The sequence below is a fragment of the Mesorhizobium sp. CA4 genome (genome assembly GCF_020165075.1).
Lineage (GTDB): Bacteria > Pseudomonadota > Alphaproteobacteria > Rhizobiales > Rhizobiaceae > Mesorhizobium.
The window spans coordinates 99,308-122,588 of sequence record NZ_JAIUHK010000001.1 but is presented as its reverse complement, the minus strand read 5'-3'; the positions used below and the strand labels follow the sequence as shown (position 1 = coordinate 122,588).

The following is a 23,281-nucleotide window of genomic DNA, read 5'->3' as shown; positions in this document are numbered from 1 at the left end:
TCAGGCAGTCTTCAGGGCTGGCCCGGCGTCGGGCCGGTCCGCTGCGACCTGAGCAATGACGCGGTTGCGCCCGGCACGTTTGGCTGCATAAAGCGCGGCGTCTGCTTGCGCCAGCACCTCGTGGAGCGGCCGGCCCGCGGCCGAACCGAATCCCATGCCGCCGCTGACGCTGCTACGCAGCGGGCCGCGATGGGTTGGAACGATCTCCGTGCCGAATGCGACGCCGATCCGGCTTGCCATGTCATGCGCCTTTTCCGGCGTCACGCGCGACATGACGAGCGCGAATTCCTCGCCGCCCAAGCGGAAGGCGTCGACGCCCGCCTTGCCATACTTCTTGATCACCGCCGCGAAACGGCAAAGCACCTGATCGCCGACCGGATGGCCGAAGACGTCGTTGGTCCTCTTGAAATGGTCGAGATCGAACATGGCGATCGCCATGAACGGACCGAAGCTGCGGTCGCCGTAAAGCTCGTTGAGCGCTCGGCGGTTCATCAGGCCGGTCAGCGGATCGGTCATCGTCTCGGCCTTGAGCTCGATCTGCGCCTGCAGATGGTGCAGCGAAAGCGTCAGCGCGCCGAGGCCCGTCATGCAGGCGACCGCGACGACGGAGTTCAACCGCTCCGCCCAATTGTCGGGCGCCGCACCCAGCACCCACTGCCCTTGCGCCAGCAGCGTCAGGCCGCACAGGGCGAAGGACAGGCCGCAGGCGCCGCTGAGGAACGAGACGACGAGCAGGATCCGGCGGTCGTGATCCCCCTTTATCCAGAACATCGTCCCGATCGCCGCGAGCAGCGTCGTCACGGCCGCATAGGTGATCTGGAAGCCGATGCCGTCGAAACCGAGAAAGGTGACGATCGCGCAGGCAGCCATCGCGGCCAGCGTCGGCACGACGATGCCGCGGTAATCGCGAAAGCCGAGATACTGCATGGCCGACAGGCAGATGACCAGGAAACCCAGAGTCAGCAGCGCGAGCACGACTTGGCACAGCCAGGGATCGGCCTCCTTGGTATAGCGCCAGAAGCCGACGACATGGGCGACGAGCACGAAGATGCCGCAGGCGACCGTGAGCACGAAACGCGCCCTCGGCGTGGCGAGCCAGATCGCAAACATGGTGATGCTGAGGCATATGCCCGATAGCGCCGCCGCGAGCAGAAGCGAACTGAAATCCAACATCAGTGAAGAACTGCCTCTAGCGTAGCCGGTGCCCGGATCCCCTCAATGTAGGCTGGCGGCGGCTGGCGCAAACCGCTTTCGGCCGATGCCCAGCGCTACCTCGACACAGGGTTTACAAAGCGTCGACAGGTGAGGCGAAATCCCGTGACGGTACACGGAATACGCGAACCCGCTGACAGATCAGCCCTTGTCGAGCAGCGCCAGATTGGCATTGACCACCGTCTGGTCGGCCATGCCGGCCTTGGCCTCGAGCAACAGCGCACGCGCCCTTTTCTTGTTGCCGCGCAGAAGCTGCGAATAACCCATATTGTTGACGATCTGCGGCTTGCGCCCGGCGACCTTCAGAAGCTGCGCGTAGGCGCGGTCGGCGAAGTCGAAGCGGCCAAGCTCGTCATAGGATGCGGCAAGCCCCATCCACGCCTCGGCATTGTCGGATTTGAGTTCGACCGCCTTGCGAAAATGCTGTTCGGCAAGGCCGAAATTCGCCTCGCGGAACTGCGCCTTGCCTTCGACGAGGTCGTTGGCGCTGACATCCTTGGCCACCGGCTGGATCGCCGTGGTCTTGGTCGTGTCGACGTTGTTGTTCGTCGTGCAGCCGGTAATCATCAAGACGGCCGCCAACGCCGCCGCTGCCCTGGGAAGTCTCTGACGCATGCCCCTGCCCCATCGCCCGATTTGCCGGGTCGTTCTTCAGGAAAAAAACTACAGGAAAGCGATTAAGCTTCGGTGCCGAAATGCAGCTAAAATTAGGTTGCGCGCCAAGGATGCGTTAACCAGCGCTTGCGTCGGCTTTGAGGCATGTTGATATTTAGATCAGGCCGGCCTCACCTTGAATATCAACGCACCTCAGTGTGCGCTCAGCTTCACGATGATCGGTATGATGGCGACCATCAGCACCACCGGCAGGATGCAGACCGTCACCGGGACCGACATCTTGGCCGGCAGTGCATGCGCCTTCTCCTCGGCCAGCGACATGCGCTTGTGCCGCATTTCGTCGGAAAAGACGCGCAGCGAGCCCGACAGGCTGGTGCCGAGTTCCTTGGATTGCTGCAGCAGCGTCGCGAAGGAGCGGACCTCATCAAGACTGAGGCGGTCGGCAAGCGCCTTCAGCGCATCGTCGAGGCTGCGCCCGGCCCGCAGTTCCAGCGACACCAGCATCAGGTTCTGGCTGAGCGACGGATAGGTCCTGGCAAGCTCCTTGGAGACCCGCTCGATACCGGCCTCCATGCTCATGCCGGCATCGGAACAGACGATCATCAGATCCATGAAATCGGGAAAGCCGTTGCGATATTCGCGCATCTTGTCCCGAATTTTCTGCGTCAGCACCAGGCCCGGCAGGAAATAGCCGCCGGCGCCGGACAGGATGATGAAGGTCCAGCGGCTGGTCATGGTCGACTCGGCGCTGGCCGCCCAGTGGTTGATCAGGAATGAGCCGAGCGCCGCGCCGACCAGGATGGCGAAACGGATGAGGAAGAACATGCCGACGGCGCGCGGCTCCATGTAGCCGGCCTGGATGAGTTTCATGCGCAGCCGGGCGACATTTTCCGGATCGCTCTTGGCATAGAACTCCTGCGCCCGTTTCACCGCCTTCTCGCGCACGACATTGGTGCTCTTCTTGGGCGCGGGCTCCGCCTGCTCGGCCGGCTGCAATGTCTCCACCCTCAGCCGTCGCTTGACCTCGCCGCGATCGCCCTTGGCGAGCACCAGCGGCCATGCGACGGCACCGGCGCCCAACACAAGGAGCAGCACGGCGACCGGCACCAGCGAGGTCGGCGCGAGTGAGGCGAGGAAGCGGATGACGTCTTCCATCTCAGAACCTGAAATTCGACATCTTGAACATGATGGCGTTGCCGAGCAGCAGCCAGGCAATGGAGCCGCCCATCATGTACCAGGTCTTCGGCACGTCCCAGACATCCTGGTAGAATTGCGGCATCAGCACCATGATGGCGGTGAACAGAAGCACCGGCACCGCGGTCAGGATGTAAGCCGACATGCGCCCTTCCGTCGAAATGGCGCGCACCTTGCGGCGCAGCTTGCCGCGCTCGCGGATCGTCGCCGACAGGCCGTCGAGGATCTCGCGCAGATTGCCGCCCGAACTGCTCTGGATCGACACCGCCGTGACGAACAGCGGCAGGTCTTCATGGCCCACCCGGTCGAAGAGATTGCTCAGCGCCGAGACCAGGTCGGAGCCGTAGGTCACCTCGTCGGCGACGACGCCGAACTCGGTGCCGATCGGATCGGCCATCTCGCGCGCCACCATGGCGATCGCCACGGGCACCGGATGGCCGGCCTTCAGGCCGCGCGTGATGAGCTCCAGCGCCTCGGGCAATTGGATCCCGAACCGCTTGTGCCGGCGCTTGCGCATGAAGCGCATGACCATCACCGGCAGTACCGGCGACAGCACGACAAACAGGATGAGGCCGAACAGGAGCGGCAGGCCCTTCCAGATGCCTAAAAGCGCCAGCGCCGCGGCCACACCCGCGGTGATCGTCAGGAATTTCGGCAGCGGCATGGTCATGCCCGACTGCGTGCGCAGGGCGTGGAAGCGGTCGAGGGAAAAGATCGAGCTGCCACCGTCTATCCCGCGCTCCTTGCGCAGTTGGATCAGCACCTGTTCCTGGCTGATCTTATTCTCCGCGAGCCTCATGCGGCGGTTGATGGCCGTGCGCTTGTCGCTGCGCCCGGCATAGAGCAGGTAGCAACCCTCGGCGATCATAATGCCGGTGAGCGCCGCCGCGGCGTAAACGACATAGACCGGGCTGAATCCCTCGAACACCGGCCTAGTCCTGCGGCCGGCCGGGTTCGAAATACTTGCCCGGGAATTCGATGCCCATGTTGCGCAGGTCCTCGAGGAAGCGCGGGCGGATGCCGGTCGCTTCGAAGTGGCCGAGTATCGTTCCGTCCGCTTCCATGCCGGTGCGCACGAAGCGGAAGATCTCCTGCATCTGGATCACGTCGCCTTCCATGCCGGTCACCTCGGCGACGCTGGTCACCTTGCGCTTGCCGTCGGAAAGGCGCGTCAGTTGGACGATGATTTCGATGGCGCTTGATATCTGGCTGCGGATCGACTGCACGGTCATCGGCATGCCGGTCATGCCGAGCATCTGTTCCAGGCGCGAGATGGCGTCGCGCGGCGTGTTGGCATGGATGGTGGCCATCGAGCCTTCGTGACCGGTGTTCATAGCCTGCAGCATGTCGAAGGCTTCCTCGCCGCGGCACTCGCCGAGGATGACGCGGTCGGGACGCATGCGCAGCGCGTTCTTGACCAGGTCGCGCTGCTTCAGTTCGCCGTGGCCCTCGATATTGGCGGGCCGCGTTTCCATGCGCGCGACATGCGGCTGCTGCAGTTGCAGTTCGGCGGCGTCCTCGATGGTGATCAGGCGCTCGTCTTCCGGGATGAAAGCCGACAGCGCATTGAGCATCGTCGTCTTGCCGGTGCCGGTGCCGCCGGAGATGATCGTGGTCTTGCGGGCATGCACCGCCGCCGCCAGCACCTCGGCCATGTTCTGCGTGATGGCGCCGAATTCGACGAGCTTGTGCAGGCCGAGCTTGTTTTTGGAGAATTTGCGGATCGACACCAGCGGCCCGTCGACGCCGACCGGCCGGATCGCAGCGTTGAAGCGGGAGCCGTCGAGCATGCGGGCGTCAACCATCGGCTGCGATTCATCGACGCGCCGGCCGACGGCGGCGACGATTTTATTTATGATTCGAAGCAGATGCGCCTCATCCTTGAACGGGATGTGAACCTGCTGCAGCTTGCCGCGCTTTTCGACGAAGCAGTTCTGGTGGCCGTTGATCAGGATGTCGTTGATCTCGGGGTCCTTGAGCAGCGGCTCCAGCGGGCCGAGGCCGACCATCTCGTCGACAATGTCGTCGACCAGCGCGTCGAGCTCTGCGTTGTTGATTGCCATGCGCTCATGGCGCGTTTTTTCAGAAACGAATTCATGCACCTGACGGCGCATTTCATCCCGGGGAAGCCGCTCCAGCGCGACCAGGTTGATCTCTTCGAGCAGCATACGATGGATACGCACGCGTGCGTCCAGCACCTTGTTGGCGCTCTTGGCGGGCGCCGCTTCAGGCTTCGGCGGCGCCGGCTTGCGAGTCGTCGGAATGATCACCGCATTGTGCGTGGTGGGCGCGGGCTCCGGCGCGCGCTGCGGACGAACATCGCGGTTCTGCAGGTTGGAGAAGCGGCTGCTCATCCTGCCTTCCTCTTCAGCAGGCCCTTGCCCAGGCCGAACAGCGATTTCGACTTGACCGTGGTCTGGATGGCCTCCTCCGGCAGGATGATCTTCTTCAGGTCGTTGACGACATTGGCATTGGGGTCGATGGCGTGCAGCGGCACGCCGCGATCGACCGCCTCGCGGACCAGCCGGTAGTTGTTGGAGATGCCGCCGACGAAATGCTCGCCGAGTATCTCCTGAACGTCCGCCTGCTTGATGCCGCTGTCGAACATCTTCTGCTCGAAGCGGTTGACGATGACGTTGGGCTTTACTTCCTTGCCGGCGGTCTCATAGACGGCCTGGATCAGGCGCTGCGTATGGCGCAGGCAGGGCACCGTCATCTCGGCGACGATATAGAGCTTGTTGGAACCCAGCAGCACCGTCTCGGTCCAGGGGAACCAGGTGCGCGGCATGTCGATGACGACATTGTCGAAATAAGCCGCCACGAGGTCGAGCATGCGCACCACGACATCGGTTTTGAACGAGCGCATTTCGGACGGGCGCGTGGGAGCGGCAAGCACGCAGAGCCCGCTCGCATGCTTGGACAGCATCACATCAAGCAATTGCCGGTCGAGGCGCTCCGGCTGGTTCTCGATTTCCGTGATGTCGAAGCGCGGCTCGAGGTCGAGATATTCGGCGCAGGCGCCCTGCTGGAAATTGAGGTCGACGACGCATGTCGAGGCGCCGCGCGTCACGGAATGATGCAGCTGGAAGGCCGTTTGCAAGGCAAGCGTTGTCGTGCCGACGCCGCCGGCTGCGGGCATGAACGTATAAATATGCGATTCGGTGTTCTCTTCCCGCCCCGGCCCTTGCAGCGCACGGATGACGGAACGCACGAGGTCGGCCGTGGTGATCGGCTTGACCAGGAAATCGGCGACCTTGAGCTGCACCAGGATGCGCACCGCAGCCGCGTTGAATTCCTGCGTGACGACGACCACCGGGACGCTGCCTTCCAGCCGCCGCATGACGCGCTGCAGCGACTCGATTTGCTCGAGCTTGGCCGCATCCATGTCGATGATGACCGTGCCGAAGGCCGCTTCGAGGATCTCGCCGCGCAGCTCGTTGACGCTCTTTTCCAGCGTCAAAAGCTCGATGACCTCGGAGGCCGCGAAAGCGGTCCGCGTGTCCTGCAGAAACGTCCTGTCCGTCGAAACGAGCAGGATCTTCTTCGTCTTGGTGCCAGATGCCATCGGCGTCAGCCCATCAGTTCGATGTGGTTGATGATGTCGTCGGCGCGGAGCCGGCTTTCGCGCCAACAGCAGCGCTCCCGGGACCCGGACGCTGGGCCGGCACCAGAAGCCTTGTGTTCTGCACGCCGTACTTCCATGGATCGACCATCTGCATGACAGTGTTGGATGCCTGCGCGTTGCCGGCCGCCAAGGTCACCCCTTCGGCGCGTACATAGTCATCGCTGGTGCAACCGCCGGCGAAACCGGCCAGGAGCAGAGCGATGCAGGCGGGGATGCGCATGGCTTAGTCCTTTGGCAGATCGAGGAAGTGGCCGGACGTGGCGGCAGCCACCGGGCGGGCGGCGCTGCCGTCTGCCAGCGCCACCGGACGCTTCGACGCCGAGGCGTCCACTTCCTCGGTGTTGTTCAGGAAGTAATCGGCGGGGCTTGCCGGCTGAGTGCCGTCGGTCGGCTCGACCATCTTCTTCGAGGGATCCACCGGCTTGACTAGGTAAGGCGTGACGATGATGACCAGATCGGTCTCGCGCCGCTGATAGGATTTCGAGGAAAACAGCGGACCGAGCACCGGCAGCTTGCCGATCCCCGGCACCCGCGACGTCGTGATGTCGTTCTGCGATTGCAGGAGGCCGGCGATCATGAAGCTCTGGCCGTTCTTGAGGTCGACCGATGTCCTGGCGCGACGCACGATGAAGGCCGGAATGGAAATGCCGCTGCTGACCTGGATGGAAGCGGACGGGTCGATCGAGGACACTTCCGGTGCGATGTCGAGGCTTACCAGCCCGTCCTTCAGCACCGTCGGCGTGAAATCCAGGCCGACGCCGTACTTCTTATAGGTGACGCTGATCTTGCCATTGTCCTCGGAAACCGGGATCGGGAACTCGCCGCCGGCAAGGAAGCTCGCGGTCTGCCCCGAACGCGCAATCAGGTTCGGCTCCGCCAGCCGCCGCGCAAGGCCGCGTTCCTCCAAAGCCTTGATCGCGATGTCGATCGAAACGCCGTTCGACAGCAGGCTGCCGATGATCTCGCCTGTTCCGGCAGCCGGCAGGTCTCCCCCACCCGGGTTCAGCACGACTTTGCGGTTGCCGATGCCATAGGCGAAATTGGCGGCATATTTGGCGCCGAGGTCCTGGCCGGCCTGACGGTTGATCTCGACGAAGCGGACGTTGAGCTGCACCTGCTGCGAGGACGAGATGTTGACCGAGTTGATGACTTCCTCGTTGCCGGAAAAGCGCGACGCAATCTTGCTGGCCTTGTCGGCGGCGACCGCATCATCGGCCTCGCCCGACAGCACGACGCGCCCGTTTGCCGAGCCGACCTTGATCTTGGCGTCGGGCACGCTGGCGCGGATGGTGCTGGCCAGTTGGTCGGTATCCAGCGTCACCTCGATGTCGATGGTGCCGACAAGCTGCTTGTTCTGGTCGAACAGGGCAATGCCGGTGGTGCCCAGATTGTTGCCCAGCACATAGAAGGACTTGTCGGTCAGCGGGTTGACGTTCGCGATCTCCGGATCGCCGATGACGATCTGGTAGAAGGCGGCGCTCGTCATGATCGTCTTCGGCTTGCCCTTGGCGACCTTGATCGAGGCGTTCTTGTTCGCCGAGACATAGACGACGTCATTGCCCGCCCTTGCCGGCGCGGCGACGCCAAGCATTGCCGCCGCCAGCGCGATCGCGCCGAGAAGACGCCATCCGCCGGTCGTCCGAAATGCATCAAACCCGAACATCTTGCCCCGTCCCCGCCGGTCCCCACCGGCTATTGCTGCAGTTCCTGCGGCGGTTGCCGCGAAGGAACCTTGTATTCCTCGACCTTGTCGCCGCGCGTTACGATCACCGTCTTGAATTTCGGCTCGTCCTGGTCCTTCGTCACCGCATTGACGAGCGAGGCCGCGCTTGCCTGCGCGCTTGCCGCAACCGAACCGCCGAACGACGAGATGGTCGTCAGCCCGCTTTTGCCGTCACTGGCGTCGGCCGCGGACCGTAAGGACAGCGACAAGGTGCCGACGGTGCGGGCGAGCGCCACTTTCTGCGCCCCTTCGTTGGTCACCTCGATGGTCACCGAATTGGCGACTTGCGGCTCGGTCTTGCGTTCGTCGGCGCCCTGCCCGACCGAAAGCACCTTGACGTCGGCAACGACGACCTCGGACGTCACCGTCGAGCCGGCAGCCCCTTGAGCATTCTTGGATACTTCCTGGATGTCTCCCGCATCACGCGTCAGCACGACGTCGACGCGGTCTCCCGGCGTGATGAAACCGCCGACGCCGGCGATCTCGTCGGTGCGGATGGTGACGGCCCGCATTCCCGGCGACAGCATGTTGGAAAGGGTGGCGCGCCCGTTCGGTCCCGACAGCTTGGTGAGCAAGACCGGCTCGTTGACCTCTATCGGTGACAGCACGACCCGGCTGCCGTCGGCGAGCAGCTTGTCGATGGTCGGGAAGGCACCTTGCGGCACGGAATCCTGCGGCCACGGAATCTCGGCGAGCTGCGGTCGACCGAGCTCCATGCCGTAGCGCAGCGGCGCTTGCGCCACCACGATGGTCTTGAACTCGACCTTGGGCTGCTGCGGCGCGGCAACGACCTTGACCTCAGGCTGAGCCTTCGCCTGGCTTTTGACCCAGAAATCCGCGGCAAAGATCGAGATCGCGCCGAAAACGGCGGCGATGCCGATCATGGTTATGGCCCTGCCCCTCACAATGGAACCCCTGACGCCCGTGGTCTTTTGTTGGTTGGGCCTCACGCTAGGCGTTAATGTTAAAGAATCAGGAATCCCGCGACCCGCCAATTGCCCTATTTCGGCCGGCTTGGTTATCGAATGGTTTTGGAACAAGAGACAGTTTGAATCCCTGAACGGAACAGGAACCTCGTTCGCCCGCCAAAAGCGTGGCAGTATCGAGGAGTGATTCGCAGTACCGGATTTAATGGCTAGCATGGACGACACCAGCGATCTTTTTGGCACCCCGGAAAAGCAGCCGCAGCAAGTGCGCGCGCCCTCGCGGCCCGCCGATCCGCTGGTGCAGGCCGCGAAGCGTTCCACCGCCACCCGCGACGGCAGCGAAAGCTACAGCGCCGCCGACATCGAGGTGCTGGAAGGGCTCGAGCCGGTGCGCCGCCGTCCGGGCATGTATATCGGCGGCACCGACGACAAGGCGATGCATCACCTGTTCGCCGAGGTCATCGACAATTCGATGGATGAGGCGGTGGCCGGCCACGCCACCTTCATCGACGTCGAGCTTTCCGCCGACGGCTTCCTGACCGTGACCGACAATGGTCGCGGCATCCCGGTCGATCCGCATCCGAAATTCAAGAAGCCGGCGCTCGAAGTCATCATGACGACGCTGCATTCGGGCGGAAAGTTCGACTCCAAGGTCTATGAGACTTCCGGCGGCCTGCACGGCGTCGGCGTTTCGGTCGTCAATGCGCTGTCGGACCACCTTGAGGTCGAGGTCGCGCGGGGTCGCCAACTTTACCGCCAAAGATTCTCCCGCGGCGTCCCGGTCAGCGGGCTCGAACACCTCGGCGAGGTTCACAACCGCCGCGGCACGCGGACCCGCTTCCATCCCGACGAGCAGATTTTCGGCAAGGGCGCTGCCTTCGAGCCGGCGCGGCTTTACCGCATGACGCGCTCGAAGGCCTATCTGTTCGGCGGTGTCGAGATCCGCTGGACCTGCGATCCGTCGCTGATCAAGGACAAGGACCAGACGCCGGCCAAGGCCGAGTTCCATTTCCCCGGGGGCCTTAAAGATTATCTCAAGGCGACGCTGGGCGACGAATTCCAGGTCACGCGCGAGGTTTTCGCAGGGAAGAGCGACAAGCAGGGCGGCCACGGTTCGCTTGAATGGGCCGTCACCTGGTTCGGCGGCGATGGTTTCCTCAACTCCTATTGCAACACCATTCCGACCCCCGAGGGCGGCACGCATGAGGCAGGCTTCCGCAACGTGCTGACGCGCGGACTGCGCGCCTATGCCGACCTCATCGGCAACAAGCGCGCCTCGATCGTCACCACCGACGACGTGATGATCTCTGCCGCAGGCATGCTGTCGGTATTCATCCGCGAGCCGGAATTCGTCGGTCAGACCAAGGACAGGCTGGCGACGATCGAGGCGATGCGCATCGTCGAGAACGCCATCCGCGACCCGTTCGACCATTGGCTGGCCGACAATCCGCAGGAAGCCTCGAAGCTTCTCGACTGGGTTATCGCGCGCGCCGACGAGCGCGTTCGGCGCCGCCAGGAGAAGGAAGTCTCGCGTAAGAGCGCCGTGCGCAAGCTGCGCCTTCCGGGCAAGCTCGCCGATTGCACCCAGAACGCCGCCGCCGGCGCCGAGATCTTCATCGTCGAGGGTGACTCGGCCGGCGGCTCGGCCAAGCAGGCGCGCGACCGCGCCAGCCAGGCAGTGCTCCCGCTGCGCGGCAAGATCCTCAACGTCGCTTCCGCCGGCAACGACAAGCTTGCCGCCAACCAGCAGATTTCCGACCTGATCCAGGCGCTCGGCTGCGGCACGCGCTCGAAATACCGCGATGAGGATCTGCGCTACGACCGCGTGATCATCATGACCGACGCCGACGTCGACGGCGCGCACATCGCTTCGCTGTTGATCACCTTCTTCTATCAGGAGATGCCGAACCTGATCCGCGGCGGCCATCTCTACATGGCCGTGCCGCCGCTCTATTCGATCCGGCAAGGCGGCAAGGTCGGCTATGCCCGCGACGACGCGCATAAGGACGAGTTGCTACGCACCGAGTTCGCCGGACGCGGCAAGGTCGAGATCGGCCGCTTCAAGGGCCTGGGCGAGATGATGGCCTCACAGCTCAAGGAGACCACGATGGATCCGAAGAAGCGCACGCTTCTGAGGGTTGATGTGATCGATGCCGAGCAGGCCACCAAGGATGCCGTCGACGCGCTTATGGGCACCAAGCCCGAGGCGCGTTTCCGCTTCATCCAGGAGCGCGCCGAATTCGCCGAGACGGACGTGCTGGATATCTGAACGCCGTCCGGTCCATAACAGGCTCCGGCATGGAGACGGGCATGTGACCTGGGCGCGGCTGAAAGAGCTTGCCGAGATACCATTAAGGGGCCTGACACAGCCGACCCGTTCGGATTGGATCTTCGCCTTACGCACGGTTTCGGCGGGGCTGATCGCGCTTCTTGCCGCCTACGCGCTGAAGCTCGACCATCCGCAATGGGCGATGATGACGGTGTTCATCGTCGCGCAGCCGGTGGCCGGCATGGTGCTGGCGAAGGGCTTCTACAGGCTGCTCGGCACGCTGGCGGGCGGTCTTGCCGCTATCGGCATCACATCGCTGTTCGGCGCCAATCCGTGGCTGCTGGTCACCGTGCTGGCGCTCTGGATCGGCGTCTGCACGCTCGTCTCGTCGCTGTTGCGCAACCCGGAAGCCTATGGCGCCGCCCTTGCCGGCTATACGGCGATGATCATCAGCCTGCCGGCCCTTGGACAGCCGCATATCGTCGTCGAGCTGGCGATCGCGCGGTGCGCCGAGATCGTTCTCGGCATCGTCTGCGCCGGCGTCACCAGCCGGCTGATCCTGCCGAAGCTCGCCGCCGACGCCATCATCTCCCGGCTGAAGCGCAGCATTCTCGACCTCGCCGAATATGCCGGTGGCGCCTTTTCCGATGGCGATCCGGCAAGCCTTGCCGCGCTCCAGCGCAAGCTGATCGCCGATGCCCAGACCCTCGCGGAGATGCGCACCTATGCGCGGCTGGAGGCGCCGAGCTTCGCCACCAGCGCCCACCCGGTGCGGCGCACGATCGGCCAGCTTCTGTGGGCGCTTTCCGCGGCGCGCGCCCTGCACAGCCACCGCAGGCCGAAGAACGCAGCGCTCATTCCCATGCGCAGCGAATTGAAAGCCTTCGTCGGTGAACTGGCGGCGACGCCCGGCGCGCTCGATGACACAGGGCCATGGGTGGCACGGCTCGACGCGATCGCGAGCAAGGCCAGGGAGATGCCCGACCTGCCCAACGATACCGGTCCCTACGATAACGGCGAAGACAAAGTCGGCACCATCACCCGACTGACCATCGCCGGCGATTTCGCCGAGGCGCTGAAGCAGGTGATGCGCGGCCTTGACGCACTCCGGTCGCCCGTCTCCCGCAAATCGAGCGAGCGAGGCCAGCCGGCCTTGGTCGTCCACCGCGACTACCAGGCCGCATGGCGCAATGCCGTGCGCGCCGCGCTGGCGACGTTGCTCGTGGCGATCTTCTGGCTGACGACCAAATGGTCGGAAGCGGCCGGCACCGTCATCCTCGTCGCCGTCGTCTCCAGCCTGTTCGCATCGCGCCCCGATCCCGTGCAGTCCGCCTGGGGCTTCTTCACCGGAACGCTGATCGCGCTGCCTTTTGCCTTTCTGGTCGGCCAGGTCGCGCTGCCGGCGCTGCCGGGCTTCGGCTGGTTCACGCTCTTCGTCGTGCCGATCCTGGTGCCTGCGGCGCTCGGCATGGCCAATCCGCGTCATGTTGGCGTCGCCACCGCCTTCGCGATCAACTTCCTCGCCTTCCTCAGCCCGCATCAGCAGATGATCTATGATCCCGGGCCGTTCTTCGCCGGCTCGGCCTCGATTCTGGTCGGCATCCTGATTGCCATCGGCGTCTTCATCGTCGTGCTGCCGGCCGATCCCTGGGTCACCGTTGAGCGAATCTCGCAGCGATGCGTGAGGATTTGGCGCGGCTTTGCCTGCATGAACGCATCCCCCGGCGTTCGGCGTTCGAAAGCCTCGCCTACGACCGGATCAACCAGTTGATGCCGCAGGTGCAGCAGACGGGCCGCAAGGGCGACCCCATGCTTGGCGGAAGCATCGCCGCCGTCACCGTCGGGCTGGAGGTGCTGCGGCTGCGCCAGGCGCAGTTGAACTCCGCCGTCCCGCACGAAACGGTCGAATCCATCGGCAATTTCCTGCGCGGCCTGGCGCGCGAATTGCTGTTTCGGCGCCCGGGCGAGCCGCAGACCGCGACCGTCGCGGTGGCGAGGCAATATGCGGCCAGCATCGCCCAACGCAGCGATCGGCTCGAAATGCTGCAGATCGCCGCCTCGCTGCGTATCATTGCCGCGGCGATGGAGGACTATCCGGATTTCTTCACGAAGGGTCGCGTATAGCCAGCTCGGGACGAGCCCGGTTTCCGACCCCTTCCGGGAATAGGTCCTTGTTAGACTGGTAGACACCTTTTAGGTTGGACACATGGCGCTCAAACGGATGGATAATGTCGGAATTGTCGTCAATGACCTCGACAGGACGGTCGATTTCTTTCGCGAGCTCGGCCTTGAACTCGAAGGGCGTGCCGCGATCGAAGGAGAATGGGCCGGGCGTATCACCGGGCTCGGCGATCAGCATGTCGAGATTGCCATGATGCGCACGCCTGACGGCCACAGCCGGCTCGAACTGTCCCGCTTCATCACGCCGCCTGTTGTCGCGGATCACCGCAACGCCCCGGTGAACGCATTGGGCTATCTCCGCGTCATGTTCGCCGTGGACGACATCGATGACACGCTGGAGAGGCTCCGCAAGCGCGGCGCCGAGCTCGTCGGCGAAGTCGTCCGGTACAAGGACGCGTATCGCCTCTGCTACATCCGTGGGCCTGAAGGGCTTCTCATCGGCCTCGCCCAGGAACTCAGTTGAGACCTGATGTGTGTCCTTAGGCGGCGGCGATGGCCAGTGCATGTCCGCGGGCGTTTTCGCGCAGCGCGTCGAGATGGATCGACTTCACCAGCCCGGCAAGATCGCCCTCCGCCGATTGGCCGCCGAGCTCCTTCAGCATCAGCCAGCTCACTTCCTGCACGCCAGCCACACGCCGGCCGTTGGCGACCTCGCGCCAGACTTTCAGCGCGCGCAGGATGATGCCATGCGTGGCCGGCGCTAGCCCGGCGCTACGGAACAGCGCCTGCAGCGCCACGTCGTGCCCGCCGGCGAGAAGCGCGGTCACCCGCTGCTCGGATTGCCGGGCTAAAGCCACCAGCGCCGAGCCGAAGAAGTCCACCTTGCCATGCGCGATGGTGCGAATGATGAAACCAGCGGTGAGGTCACCGCGCAGCCGCAGATGCTCGATCAGCGCGGCATGCTCTTCCATGCGCGTTCCCTCGATCAGCGTGACCGAGGCCTTCACGCAGGCATCGCGCATGACGCGATCGGCACGCGCCGCCCCCATCATCGCCAGCACCAGGGGCGATCCTTTCAGGGTCTCGCCGAGCTTGACCAGCAGCATGTGCCGGCAGTCGGCAGGCAGGCGCCGATCGGCGATCAGCGCCTCGCGCACCAGCGGCAGGTGGCCATGCCGCTCGGCCATGCGGCGGAAGCTGAGCGAAGCAATCTCGGCACCGCTGTTGCTAATCAGCACGGCGCAGGCTTCCGGTTCGCCGATCTCGGCGATTGCCGCCGCAAGCGACATCGACACCACCGGTCGGTTGGCAATCAGCTTCTGCGTCGCCTTCTGGCCGCAGGCGACGCGCTCGACCAGGTCGGCATCGGTAAGCAGCGGCGAACGCGCGAGCACCAGCGCCGCCACTTCCGGCTGGTCGGCGGCCAGAGCGCTGATCACCTGCGGCGGCGCGTGATGGCTCATCGACAGCGCCTCGGCAAGCGCCAGGCGCACCTTGGAGGAAGCGTCGTCCAGAAGCAGCGTCAGCGCCGCCTCTGCAGCGCAGCGATCCTCGAACGGCAGATCGGCATTGATATAGGCGCGCGCCAACGCGCTCGCGGCGGCGGCGCGCTCGGAAACCCTTGCCGTATCAACCCATTTTAGAAAGTGCGAAACAATCATACTGACCAGCTACGCCCTCGCCGGAAAGATCCGGCCCCGTCGTCAACGGTAGGCTGGAAATGGTTTACGAACGGTTCACCATGTTTCTTAACCGGCTTGATGGGGGCGCAGCCAACGCCTATCAAGCTACGACATTGGAGGAGATCAAACGATGGCCGGGCTTTATCTGGAAGAGTTTGTCGTCGGCCATGTCTTCCACCACACGCTGCGCAAGACCGTGACCGAGAGCGACAACATGCTGTTTTCGGTGATGACGCTGAACCCGCAGCCTTTGCACATCGATTTCGACTTTGCCGCGAAAACCGAATGGGGCAAGCCGCTGGTGAATTCGCTGTTCACGCTCGGCCTGATGATCGGCATCTCGGTGAACGACATCACCGTCGGCACCACGGTCGCCAATCTCGGCATGAAGGAAACGGTGTTCCCGCACCCCGTCTTCCACGGCGACACCATCCGGGTCGAGACGACGGTCGTCTCCGTGCGCGACTCCAAGTCGAAACCCGATCGCGGCATCGTCGAGTTCGAGCACCGCGCCTATAATCAGAATGACGTTCTTGTCGCCAAATGCACCAGGCAGGCGATGATGCTGAGGAAGACGGCCTGATGCGCTCGCTGCTGTTCGTGCCCGGCGATTCCGAACGCAAGCTGGAAAAGGGCTTCGAGGCCGGCGCCGACGTGGTCATCGTCGATCTCGAGGATTCGGTCGCCGCCGCCGGCAAAATGGCGGCGCGCGCGACCGCGGCCGGCTTCATCTCCAGCCAAAGGCACCGGACGGGCTCGGCCATCTATGTGCGGGTCAACGATCTTTCCACCGGCCTGACAGACGACGACCTTGCGGCTCTTGTCCCGGCCAAGCCCGACGGCATCATGCTGCCGAAGTCAAACAGCGGGCAGGACGTCCAGCAACTGGCGGCAAAGCTGCGCGTGCATGAGGCCGAGAACGGGCTGCCGGACGGCGCCATAAGCATCCTGCCGATCATCACCGAGACCGCGGCGGGCGTGCTGGCGGCGGCGAGCTATGCCGGAACGAGCGCGCGGCTTGCCGGCCTGACCTGGGGCGCGGAGGACTTGTCCGCGGCGATCGGCGCGCGTTCTACCCGCGACGAGAGCGGCCGCTACACCGACGTGTTTCGCCTGGCGCGCACCATGACCATTCTGGCGGCCGGCGCGGCCGAAGTCGCCGCCATCGACACGGTCTTTCCCGATTTCCGCGACATGGCCGCCTTCGAAGCCGAATGCCGCGAGGCCGAGCGCGACGGCTTCACCGGCAAGATGGCGATCCATCCGGCGCAAGTGCCGGTCATCAATGCCGCCTTCACCCCGTCCGCCGAAGCGGTCGCGCGATCGCAGGCGATCGTCGATGCTTTCGTGGCGTCGGGAAATCCGGGCGTCGTCGGCATCGACGGCAAGATGTACGACAGGCCGCATTTGCGTCTGGCCGAGCGTTTATTGGCTCGCGCCAAGGCGGGCAGCCTTACCTGAGGTTACCAGACCATCGGGATAAGCTTGTAGCGCACACGTGCGGCGTAATCGTCATAGCCCTGCAGGCCGGTTCGCAACGTCTTTTCCTCGATGAAGGTGCGGATGGCGAGCAGGACCATGAAGGCGAGGACCGATGCCAGCCCCCACCAGGAGCCGAGCAGCAGCGCCGTGCCGGCGAAATAGTGTATGGCGCCGGCATACATCGGATGGCGGACGTAACTGTAGGGGCCCGTCGTGATCACCTTCTGTCCGCGCTCGTCCTGGATCTTCACGACAGGCGCAGCGAAGCTGTTTTCCAGCATCGTGAGATAGCAGATCCAGATACCGACGAGCAGGACCAGCATGCCGACCACCCGCACCCAGACGGGAGCTGCCGACCAGCCGAAACGGGGTCGAAACCCATCAGGGCCAGCCAGGCGAAGATGCCGAGCAGCAATATGCTCAGCAATATCTTGTCGGCCGCTGTCTGGGTCTTCTGGATCGGCGGGCTGAGACGCTCGTTCATCAGGCCCGGATCGCGCCGGGCCAGTGCCACACCCATGGTAACGCTCAGTCCGACCATCACGACTATGTATACCCAGGCTCCGGTCCAGTGCAGCGTGCCGGCCGACAGAAACAGCAGCACGCCCATGATGCCGAACCATACGAATGTCTGGAAAACCAATCTCGAGATCATGACCAGCCTTCCGCGATGTCCCCCTGCCGCTATTGGCCGCCCGCCGCGCCGTTCCTCCGAAAATCCGCAAAAGGTCCTAACCGACCCAGGGACCGGCGTAATCGGCATAGAGCTTCGCTGGATCGGGCCGGGGCCGCTCCGGCGCGGGCCCTTGGTACGAACCTATATGGACAAAGCCGATGACGCGCTCCTGCGGCGAGAGCCCGAGGATCGCCCTGCCCTCCGGCACGTCGGAATACCAGTTGCTGATCATGTTGGTGCCGTAGCCCAGCGCGTTGGCCGCGATCATCAGGTTCATAGCCGCCATGCCGCCCGACAGGAACATCTCCCATTGGGGGATTTTCGGGCTCTCCTTCGGCACCGACACCACGCCGATCACCAGCGGCGCGCGCGAGAAGCGCGCCAGTTCCTGATTGCGCTTGCCTTCCGGCAGCGGCCCCTCGCGCTGCTCGGCAAGTGCTGCCAGCTTCTTGCCGATCTCGACGCGCGCCTCGCCGCGATAGAGGATGAATCGCCAAGGCTCGAGCCGGCCGTGGTCGGGGACGCGCGACGCCGCCGCGATCATCGTCGCGATCTCGGTATCGCTCGGCGCCGGCTCCTTGAGGTCGGGGATCGGCGCGGAATTGCGGGTGAGCAGGAAGTCGATGATCGGCGACGCCATGGGCGCAAGTCTCCTGAAGACATTCGATTTTGAGCTGAAGCACGCCATCGGGAGGTCGGGCGGCTCGGGCGGTGGCGTTTTGCGCCGATAAGAAGCCGCCGCGCCGGGCGGCACGCTTCTAGGCCTTGAAATTGCCACCGCCTTGGGCTTCAACGCAAGGCATGTTTGAGGGGTACCTGCGCCTTTTCGTGATCGCACTCGCCGCTGCGTTGTTCGCGGTGCCGGTTTCCTTCGCGCTCGCCCAGAACGCCAACGACGTCAGCGACATCAAGCTTCCAGGCATTTCGAGCTACGCGACGCCGAAGACAGGGGGACCGCTGGCGCTCGGCAATGGCGGCGCCATCACGCTGTCGGCGCAGTTGACCGACAAAGGCGCCGACATCACCCGCGGCATCGTCTGGCGGGTCTTCAGGCCGCAGCCCGCCAGCGACGGCAAGCTGCCGATGGTGGCATCTGCCCATGGCGGCACGGCCGTGTTCCAGCTCGACCCCGGCAGCTATCTTGTCCATGCCTCCTACGGGCGCGCCGGCGCCACCAAACGCATCACGGTCGGCAAAGAGGCAAAGCGCGAAAGCCTCGTGCTCGACGCCGGCGGCCTGAAGCTCGACGCGGTGACGTCGGGCGGCGCGCCCATCCCGCCGAAGAAATTGCGCTTCTCGATCTATGAAGGCCAGGCCGCGGCCAATGGCGACCGGGCGCTGATCGCCCCCGACGTCGCGCCGAACACGGTGGTGCGGCTGAACGCCGGCACCTACCATGTCGTCTCCACCTACGGCGCGGTCAACGCTGTGATCCGCTCCGACATCCGCGTCGAGGCCGGCAAGCTGACGGAAGCGACCGTGGAGCACCGGGCCGCCGAGATGACGATGAAGCTGGTGCGCGAGCCCGGCGGCGAGGCGATCGCCGACACGTCCTGGTCGCTGCTCAACGAGAGCGGCGATCCGATCAAGGAAGCGGTCGGCGCCTTCGCCTCGATGGTGCTGGCCGAGGGGCAGTACACCATCATCGCCAAGAACCGCGACCGTATCTACCAGAAGGATTTCACGGTCGTTGCCGGCCAGAACCAGGAAATCGAGGTCGTGGCCAACGAACAGTCCGCCATCGACCCCGAGGAAGGCGCGGACTAGTCACTTTATTCAGGCCGCCTTGCGCATCCGCTTCGGCAGGAACGGCACGCGGGCACGCTGCGCCGCCGGGACGGCCAGATCGAACACCGCACGATAGAGGCGATCGAGCAGCACCTTGCGGTCGCGCAGCGGCTCGAGGTCGCTCCAGCTCAGCACGTCGCCGATGCGCACCTCGATCGCCTTGCCCGACAGGCGGGCGAATTCGCGGATGAGCAAGGAGGTGCGCAATGTCAGCGATGCCTTGCCGATGAACTTCGCCACGCGGCTGTCGCGCTCGGCCATGTTCATCGGACCACTGACGAGATGGAACAGGCGGCCGTTCTGGCCGGAAAAATGCATCGGGATGACCGAGGCCTTGGCATCCTGGATGAGCTTGGCCGGGAACATCTTCCATGGCAGGTCGATGGCGCGGCCGAAACCCTTGGGCGCCGTGGCGACGCCGCCGGCCGGGAAGACGACGATAGTGACACCTTCCTTCAACAGCCGCACCGCTTCGTGGCGCACCGCCATGTTGTTCTTCAGCGCTTCCTTCGTCTCGGAAAAATCGATCGGCAGCGAATAGGGCTCCATCTCGCGGATCCTCAGCAGATCCTTGTGGATCATGACCCGGAACGGCCGGCCCAGTTGCTCGACAAGCGACAGCACCGCGATGCCGTCGCCGATGCCGAAGGGATGGTTTGCGACGATCACCAGCGGCGTGTCCGGCAGCGCCGCCGGCGGCCATTGCACGGCGTTGCGGACCTTGACGTCGATCAACTCCAGCATGCGGCTGAACACCCGGTCGCCGGTCGGTACCACCTGGCGGCGCCAGAAATCGTAGAGCACGGCGAAGCGGTCGCGACCCGACAGGCCCTCGACCGAATGGATGAACCAGCGCGTCAGCACCGGCTGATGCGGGTTCGCATAGGAGAGCTCGGGAAACCGTCTTTCCCGCAGTTTCAACTTGAGCATGGCGGCTCGTTACAGGGCTGGCGTGACAGGCATATGAAAATGGCGGTGGACACGCCACCGCCATTTCAAGACGTGCGGGTATGTCAGGCGGCGCGACGCTTGCGGTCGGGCGAGACCGCCTCGTTGGCGAGAGACTTCACGGCATCCTCGAGCTTCAGCGATTCCTGGTCGCGCGAACCCAGCCGGCGGACATTGACGGTTTCCTCCTCGGCCTCGCGCTTGCCGCAGACGAGGATGACCGGCACCTTGGCCAGGGAGTGCTCGCGCACCTTGTAGTTGATTTTCTCATTGCGCAGGTCGGCTTCAGCCAGCAGCCCCGCGGCCTTCAGCCGCTCGACGACCTTCATTGCGTATTCGTCGGCATCGGACGTGATCGTCGCCACCACTACCTGCAACGGCGCGAACCACAGCGGGAAATGGCCGGAATAGTTCTCGATCAGGATGCCGAGGAACCGCTCCATCGAGCCGCACACCGCGCGATGCACCATCACCGGCTGCTTCTTCTCCGAATCCGAGCCGATATAGAAGGCGCCGAAGCGCTCGGGCAGGTTGAAGTCGACCTGCGTGGTGCCGCACTGCCATTCGCGGCCGATGGCGTCCTTCAGCACATATTCGAATTTGGGGCCGTAGAAGGCGCCCTCGCCCGGATTGATCGAGGTCTTGATGCGGTTGCCGGAGCGCGTGCGGATCGTCTCCAGCACATTGCTCATGATCGCCTCGGCATGGTCCCAGGCCTCGTCGGTGCCGACGCGCTTGTCCGGCCGCGTCGACAGCTTCACGCTGATCTCGTCGAAGCCGAAATCGGCATAGGTGGACAGGATCAAATCGTTGACGCGCAGGCATTCGGCCGCGAGCTGCTCCTCGGTGCAGAAGATATGCGCATCGTCCTGCGTGAAGCCGCGCACGCGCATCAGCCCGTGCAGCGCGCCCGACGGCTCGTAGCGATGCACATTCCCGAACTCCGCAATCTTGACGGGCAGTTCGCGGTAAGACTTCAACCCATGCTTGAAGATCTGCACATGGCCAGGACAGTTCATCGGCTTCAGCGCGAAAACGCGGTCGTCGTCGGTGTCGTCGCCGGCGACGGTGACCTTGAACATCGCGTCGCGATACCAGCCCCAGTGTCCCGACGTCTCCCACAGGCTCTTGTCTAGCACCTGCGGCGCGTTGACTTCCTGATAGCCGTGCTCGTCGAGGCGCCGGCGCATATAGTTGATCAGGTTCTGCACCATCTTCCAGCCCTTGGCGTGCCAGAAGACGACGCCCGGTCCCTCTTCCTGGAAATGGAACAGGTCCATCTCGCGGCCGAGCTTGCGGTGATCGCGCTTCTCGGCCTCTTCCAGCAGGGTCTGGTAGGCATCGAGCTGCGCCTGGTCGGCAAAGGCAGTGCCGTAGATGCGCGTCAGCATCGGATTGTTCGAATCGCCGCGCCAATAGGCGCCGGCGACCTTCATAAGCTTGAAGGCATTGCCGATTTGCCCGGTCGAGGCCATGTGCGGACCGCGGCAGAGGTCGAACCAGTCGCCTTGTGCGTAGATCTTGAGGTCCTGGTCTTCCGGAATGGCGTCGATCAGCTCGAGCTTGTAGCGCTCGCCCTTCTCGGCGAAGACCTTCTTGGCCTTCTCGCGCGACCACACTTCCTTGGTGAACGGCTTGTTGCGCGCAATGATCTCGCGCATCTTCTTTTCGATCACCGGAAAATCGTCCGGCGTGAACGGCTCGTTCCTGGCAAAGTCGTAGTAGAACCCGTTCTCGATAACCGGCCCGATCGTCACCTGCGTTCCCGGCCACAATTCCTGCACGGCCTCGGCCAGCACATGCGCTGCATCGTGGCGGATGAGCTCCAGCGCGCGCGGATCCTCGCGGGTGATGATCTCGACCTTGCCGGACGTGCCGAGTGGATCGGAAAGATCGCGAACGGTGCCGTCGAGGCTATAGGCGACAGCCTTCTTGGCCAGCGACTTGGAGATCGACTCGGCAAGACCGGCGCCGGTCAGCGCCGCGTCGTAGTCGCGGACCGAACCATCGGGAAATGTCAGGGAAACGGAATTCGGCATCAGAGTTCTCCTATCCAGTCCCGCAAACGAGCGCGGGTGGTGAAATGCATGTCGCAGGATGCGTTGCGGCTTGCAGGGGGTTAGCCGGAGGCGTCCGGCGCGGCAGTCTTTTATGAGGAGTTTCCGCCGCCGTAAAGCCGCCAGCCATCTATTTGATAGGCCGTTCTATTTGATAAGGCCGGGCAAATCCTTCAGGAACGCCGCCCGTGTCGCGAGACCCTTCGGCTCTCCGGTGCGCTTGGGATCGACGACCAGTCTTGCAAAGACGATGCGACGGCCGTCCTTCTCGGCCCAGCCGACGAACCAGCCGAGCGAGCGCTTGCCGTCCTGACCGAGCCTCGTGCTGCCCGTCTTGCCCTGCACCGTCCAGTCCCCTGCCGCGAAGGTCGGCAGGATCGCCCTGGTCATCTCATGCGCCTTGGCCGACACCGGCATCTTGCCGGTAAGCAGCTGGCGCAGGAAAGCCGTCTGTTCGACCGGCGATATTTCGAGCGAGGAATTGATCCAGGATTGCGTCAGCCCGTTGTCCTTGCCGGCATCGCCCGAGACATTCTTGTTGCCATAGCCGAATTTCGACACGTAGCCGGCGAACTTCTCGGCACCGAGCCTCCGCGTGATTTCGCGCGAGTACCAGACGATGGAATCGCGCTCCCAGATCGTTGGATCGACGGTCTTCTGGTCGCGCTTCGCCGCCTTGAACTCCGGCTTGTACTCCCAGTTCGGCGTGTGCTGGTCGCTCAGGATGCCGGCATCGTAGCCGATCAGCGCCAGGGGCACCTTGAACGTCGAAGCCGGGCTGACGCGCTGGTCGCAGACGCCGTCTTGGTAAAGTGTTGCGCCGCTTTGCTGGTCCTGGATCAGTGTGCAGTGGATGTCGCTGAGCGGCGCCGATTGCGCCCGCACCGGCAAGCCCAGCATCCAGGCCAGAAGGAAAAGGACGATGGCGAAAATGAAGGGATAGCGATCCATCTGGCGCATGGC

At 64.1% G+C, this 23,281-nt stretch carries 19 protein-coding genes and 2 pseudogenes; 6 read left to right on the top strand and 15 right to left on the bottom strand.

Annotation, left to right across the window (positions count from 1 at the left end; genetic code table 11):
• The 9 genes from LB528_RS00620 to cpaB all read right to left on the bottom strand — a co-directional run bounded on the left by LB528_RS00620 (position 1) and on the right by cpaB (position 9,253).
• A complete protein-coding gene (locus LB528_RS00620; protein WP_224713474.1) occupies positions 1-1,173 on the bottom strand; it encodes a GGDEF domain-containing protein in 1,173 nt (390 codons plus the stop codon).
• A 180-nt stretch (positions 1,174-1,353) separates the two neighbouring features.
• A complete protein-coding gene (locus LB528_RS00615; protein WP_224713473.1) occupies positions 1,354-1,827 on the bottom strand; it encodes a tetratricopeptide repeat protein in 474 nt (157 codons plus the stop codon).
• Between the two features lie 192 nt (positions 1,828-2,019).
• Complete coding sequence (locus LB528_RS00610) at positions 2,020-2,982, bottom strand: type II secretion system F family protein (protein ID WP_224511437.1); 963 nt, start codon at positions 2,980-2,982, stop codon at positions 2,020-2,022.
• 1 nt (position 2,983) lies between these two features.
• Positions 2,984-3,949, bottom strand: a complete 966-nt coding sequence (locus LB528_RS30360) for a type II secretion system F family protein (protein ID WP_224713472.1) — start codon at positions 3,947-3,949, stop codon at positions 2,984-2,986.
• A 4-nt stretch (positions 3,950-3,953) separates the two neighbouring features.
• On the bottom strand, positions 3,954-5,375 hold the full coding sequence (locus tag LB528_RS00600; protein ID WP_224713471.1) for a CpaF family protein: 1,422 nt from the start codon (positions 5,373-5,375) through the stop codon (positions 3,954-3,956).
• Positions 5,372-6,586, bottom strand: a complete 1,215-nt coding sequence (locus LB528_RS00595) for a CpaE family protein (protein ID WP_224511432.1) — start codon at positions 6,584-6,586, stop codon at positions 5,372-5,374. The genes LB528_RS00600 and LB528_RS00595 overlap by 4 nt, the downstream gene beginning before the upstream one ends.
• Before the next feature lie 13 nt (positions 6,587-6,599).
• The gene (locus tag LB528_RS00590) at positions 6,600-6,866 is read right to left on the bottom strand and encodes a hypothetical protein (RefSeq protein WP_224713470.1); all 267 of its coding nucleotides are present in this window, start codon (positions 6,864-6,866) and stop codon (positions 6,600-6,602) included.
• Between the two features lie 3 nt (positions 6,867-6,869).
• On the bottom strand, positions 6,870-8,309 hold the full coding sequence (locus tag LB528_RS00585; RefSeq protein ID WP_224511428.1) for a type II and III secretion system protein family protein: 1,440 nt from the start codon (positions 8,307-8,309) through the stop codon (positions 6,870-6,872).
• A gap of 29 nt (positions 8,310-8,338) precedes the next feature.
• Positions 8,339-9,253: a Flp pilus assembly protein CpaB gene (gene cpaB, locus LB528_RS00580; RefSeq protein WP_224511426.1), complete on the bottom strand. Its 915-nt coding sequence runs from the start codon at positions 9,251-9,253 to the stop codon at positions 8,339-8,341.
• Between the two features lie 256 nt (positions 9,254-9,509).
• Between cpaB and parE the strand changes: the two genes are divergently transcribed.
• The 3 genes and pseudogenes from parE to LB528_RS00565 all read left to right on the top strand — a co-directional run bounded on the left by parE (position 9,510) and on the right by LB528_RS00565 (position 14,208).
• The gene (gene parE, locus LB528_RS00575; protein ID WP_224511423.1) at positions 9,510-11,564 is read left to right on the top strand and encodes a DNA topoisomerase IV subunit B; all 2,055 of its coding nucleotides are present in this window, start codon (positions 9,510-9,512) and stop codon (positions 11,562-11,564) included.
• Positions 11,446-13,688, top strand: a pseudogene (locus LB528_RS00570) (FUSC family protein). The gene parE and the pseudogene LB528_RS00570 overlap by 119 nt, the downstream one beginning before the upstream one ends.
• Before the next feature lie 82 nt (positions 13,689-13,770).
• A complete protein-coding gene (locus LB528_RS00565; RefSeq protein ID WP_224511420.1) occupies positions 13,771-14,208 on the top strand; it encodes a VOC family protein in 438 nt (145 codons plus the stop codon).
• Between the two features lie 16 nt (positions 14,209-14,224).
• Here the strand turns inward: LB528_RS00565 and LB528_RS00560 are convergent, their stop codons facing one another.
• Positions 14,225-15,346, bottom strand: coding sequence for a DUF2336 domain-containing protein (locus LB528_RS00560; RefSeq protein WP_224713469.1), 1,122 nt, complete (start codon positions 15,344-15,346; stop codon positions 14,225-14,227).
• Between the two features lie 151 nt (positions 15,347-15,497).
• Here LB528_RS00560 and LB528_RS00555 point away from each other — a divergent pair, with 151 nt between their 5' ends.
• Both LB528_RS00555 and LB528_RS00550 read left to right on the top strand, forming a co-directional pair.
• Positions 15,498-15,950 carry a MaoC family dehydratase gene (locus tag LB528_RS00555; protein ID WP_224511417.1) on the top strand — a complete coding sequence of 151 codons (453 nt, stop codon included), beginning with the start codon at positions 15,498-15,500 and terminating at the stop codon, positions 15,948-15,950.
• Positions 15,950-16,828: an HpcH/HpaI aldolase/citrate lyase family protein gene (locus LB528_RS00550; RefSeq protein WP_224713468.1), complete on the top strand. Its 879-nt coding sequence runs from the start codon at positions 15,950-15,952 to the stop codon at positions 16,826-16,828. Before LB528_RS00555 ends, LB528_RS00550 begins: the two co-directional genes overlap by 1 nt.
• Positions 16,829-16,830: 2 nt before the next feature.
• Here LB528_RS00550 and LB528_RS00545 read toward each other — a convergent pair.
• Positions 16,831-17,504 (bottom strand): annotated as a pseudogene (locus tag LB528_RS00545) (methyltransferase family protein).
• A gap of 76 nt (positions 17,505-17,580) precedes the next feature.
• Positions 17,581-18,165: a nitroreductase gene (locus LB528_RS00540; RefSeq protein WP_224713467.1), complete on the bottom strand. Its 585-nt coding sequence runs from the start codon at positions 18,163-18,165 to the stop codon at positions 17,581-17,583.
• Between the two features lie 161 nt (positions 18,166-18,326).
• Here LB528_RS00540 and LB528_RS00535 point away from each other — a divergent pair, with 161 nt between their 5' ends.
• A complete protein-coding gene (locus LB528_RS00535) occupies positions 18,327-19,292 on the top strand; it encodes a hypothetical protein (RefSeq protein WP_224713466.1) in 966 nt (321 codons plus the stop codon).
• Positions 19,293-19,301: 9 nt separating this feature from the next.
• On the opposite strand, the gene LB528_RS00530 is transcribed toward LB528_RS00535, so the two are convergent.
• From LB528_RS00530 to blaOXA, 3 genes are all read right to left on the bottom strand, one after another.
• Positions 19,302-20,243: a lysophospholipid acyltransferase family protein gene (locus LB528_RS00530; RefSeq protein WP_224713465.1), complete on the bottom strand. Its 942-nt coding sequence runs from the start codon at positions 20,241-20,243 to the stop codon at positions 19,302-19,304.
• Positions 20,244-20,326: 83 nt separating this feature from the next.
• Entirely contained in the window at positions 20,327-22,300 is a 1,974-nt protein-coding gene (gene thrS, locus LB528_RS00525) for a threonine--tRNA ligase (protein WP_224713464.1), read from the bottom strand.
• A 165-nt stretch (positions 22,301-22,465) separates the two neighbouring features.
• Positions 22,466-23,278, bottom strand: a complete 813-nt coding sequence (gene blaOXA / locus LB528_RS00520; RefSeq protein ID WP_224713463.1) for a class D beta-lactamase — start codon at positions 23,276-23,278, stop codon at positions 22,466-22,468.
• Between the last annotated feature and the right edge of the window lie 3 nt (positions 23,279-23,281).

Excerpts from the sequence above, each read along its gene's own strand:
- LB528_RS00620 (WP_224713474.1), bottom strand. The coding sequence starts at position 1,173 with ATGTTGGATTTCAGTTCGCTTCTGCTCGCGGCGGCGCTATCGGGCATA.
- LB528_RS00590 (WP_224713470.1), bottom strand. The coding sequence starts at position 6,866 with ATGCGCATCCCCGCCTGCATCGCTCTGCTCCTGGCCGGTTTCGCCGGC.
- LB528_RS00565 (WP_224511420.1), top strand. The coding sequence starts at position 13,771 with ATGGCGCTCAAACGGATGGATAATGTCGGAATTGTCGTCAATGACCTC.
- LB528_RS00585 (WP_224511428.1), bottom strand. The coding sequence starts at position 8,309 with ATGTTCGGGTTTGATGCATTTCGGACGACCGGCGGATGGCGTCTTCTC.
- cpaB (WP_224511426.1), bottom strand. The coding sequence starts at position 9,253 with ATGATCGGCATCGCCGCCGTTTTCGGCGCGATCTCGATCTTTGCCGCG.
- parE (WP_224511423.1), top strand. The coding sequence starts at position 9,510 with ATGGACGACACCAGCGATCTTTTTGGCACCCCGGAAAAGCAGCCGCAG.
- LB528_RS00610 (WP_224511437.1), bottom strand. The coding sequence starts at position 2,982 with ATGGAAGACGTCATCCGCTTCCTCGCCTCACTCGCGCCGACCTCGCTG.
- LB528_RS00530 (WP_224713465.1), bottom strand. The coding sequence starts at position 20,243 with ATGCTCAAGTTGAAACTGCGGGAAAGACGGTTTCCCGAGCTCTCCTAT.
- LB528_RS00595 (WP_224511432.1), bottom strand. The coding sequence starts at position 6,586 with ATGGCATCTGGCACCAAGACGAAGAAGATCCTGCTCGTTTCGACGGAC.
- LB528_RS00615 (WP_224713473.1), bottom strand. The coding sequence starts at position 1,827 with ATGCGTCAGAGACTTCCCAGGGCAGCGGCGGCGTTGGCGGCCGTCTTG.
- LB528_RS00555 (WP_224511417.1), top strand. The coding sequence starts at position 15,498 with ATGGCCGGGCTTTATCTGGAAGAGTTTGTCGTCGGCCATGTCTTCCAC.
- LB528_RS00550 (WP_224713468.1), top strand. The coding sequence starts at position 15,950 with ATGCGCTCGCTGCTGTTCGTGCCCGGCGATTCCGAACGCAAGCTGGAA.
- thrS (WP_224713464.1), bottom strand. The coding sequence starts at position 22,300 with ATGCCGAATTCCGTTTCCCTGACATTTCCCGATGGTTCGGTCCGCGAC.
- LB528_RS00560 (WP_224713469.1), bottom strand. The coding sequence starts at position 15,346 with ATGATTGTTTCGCACTTTCTAAAATGGGTTGATACGGCAAGGGTTTCC.
- LB528_RS00535 (WP_224713466.1), top strand. The coding sequence starts at position 18,327 with ATGTTTGAGGGGTACCTGCGCCTTTTCGTGATCGCACTCGCCGCTGCG.
- LB528_RS00600 (WP_224713471.1), bottom strand. The coding sequence starts at position 5,375 with ATGAGCAGCCGCTTCTCCAACCTGCAGAACCGCGATGTTCGTCCGCAG.
- LB528_RS00540 (WP_224713467.1), bottom strand. The coding sequence starts at position 18,165 with ATGGCGTCGCCGATCATCGACTTCCTGCTCACCCGCAATTCCGCGCCG.
- blaOXA (WP_224713463.1), bottom strand. The coding sequence starts at position 23,278 with ATGCGCCAGATGGATCGCTATCCCTTCATTTTCGCCATCGTCCTTTTC.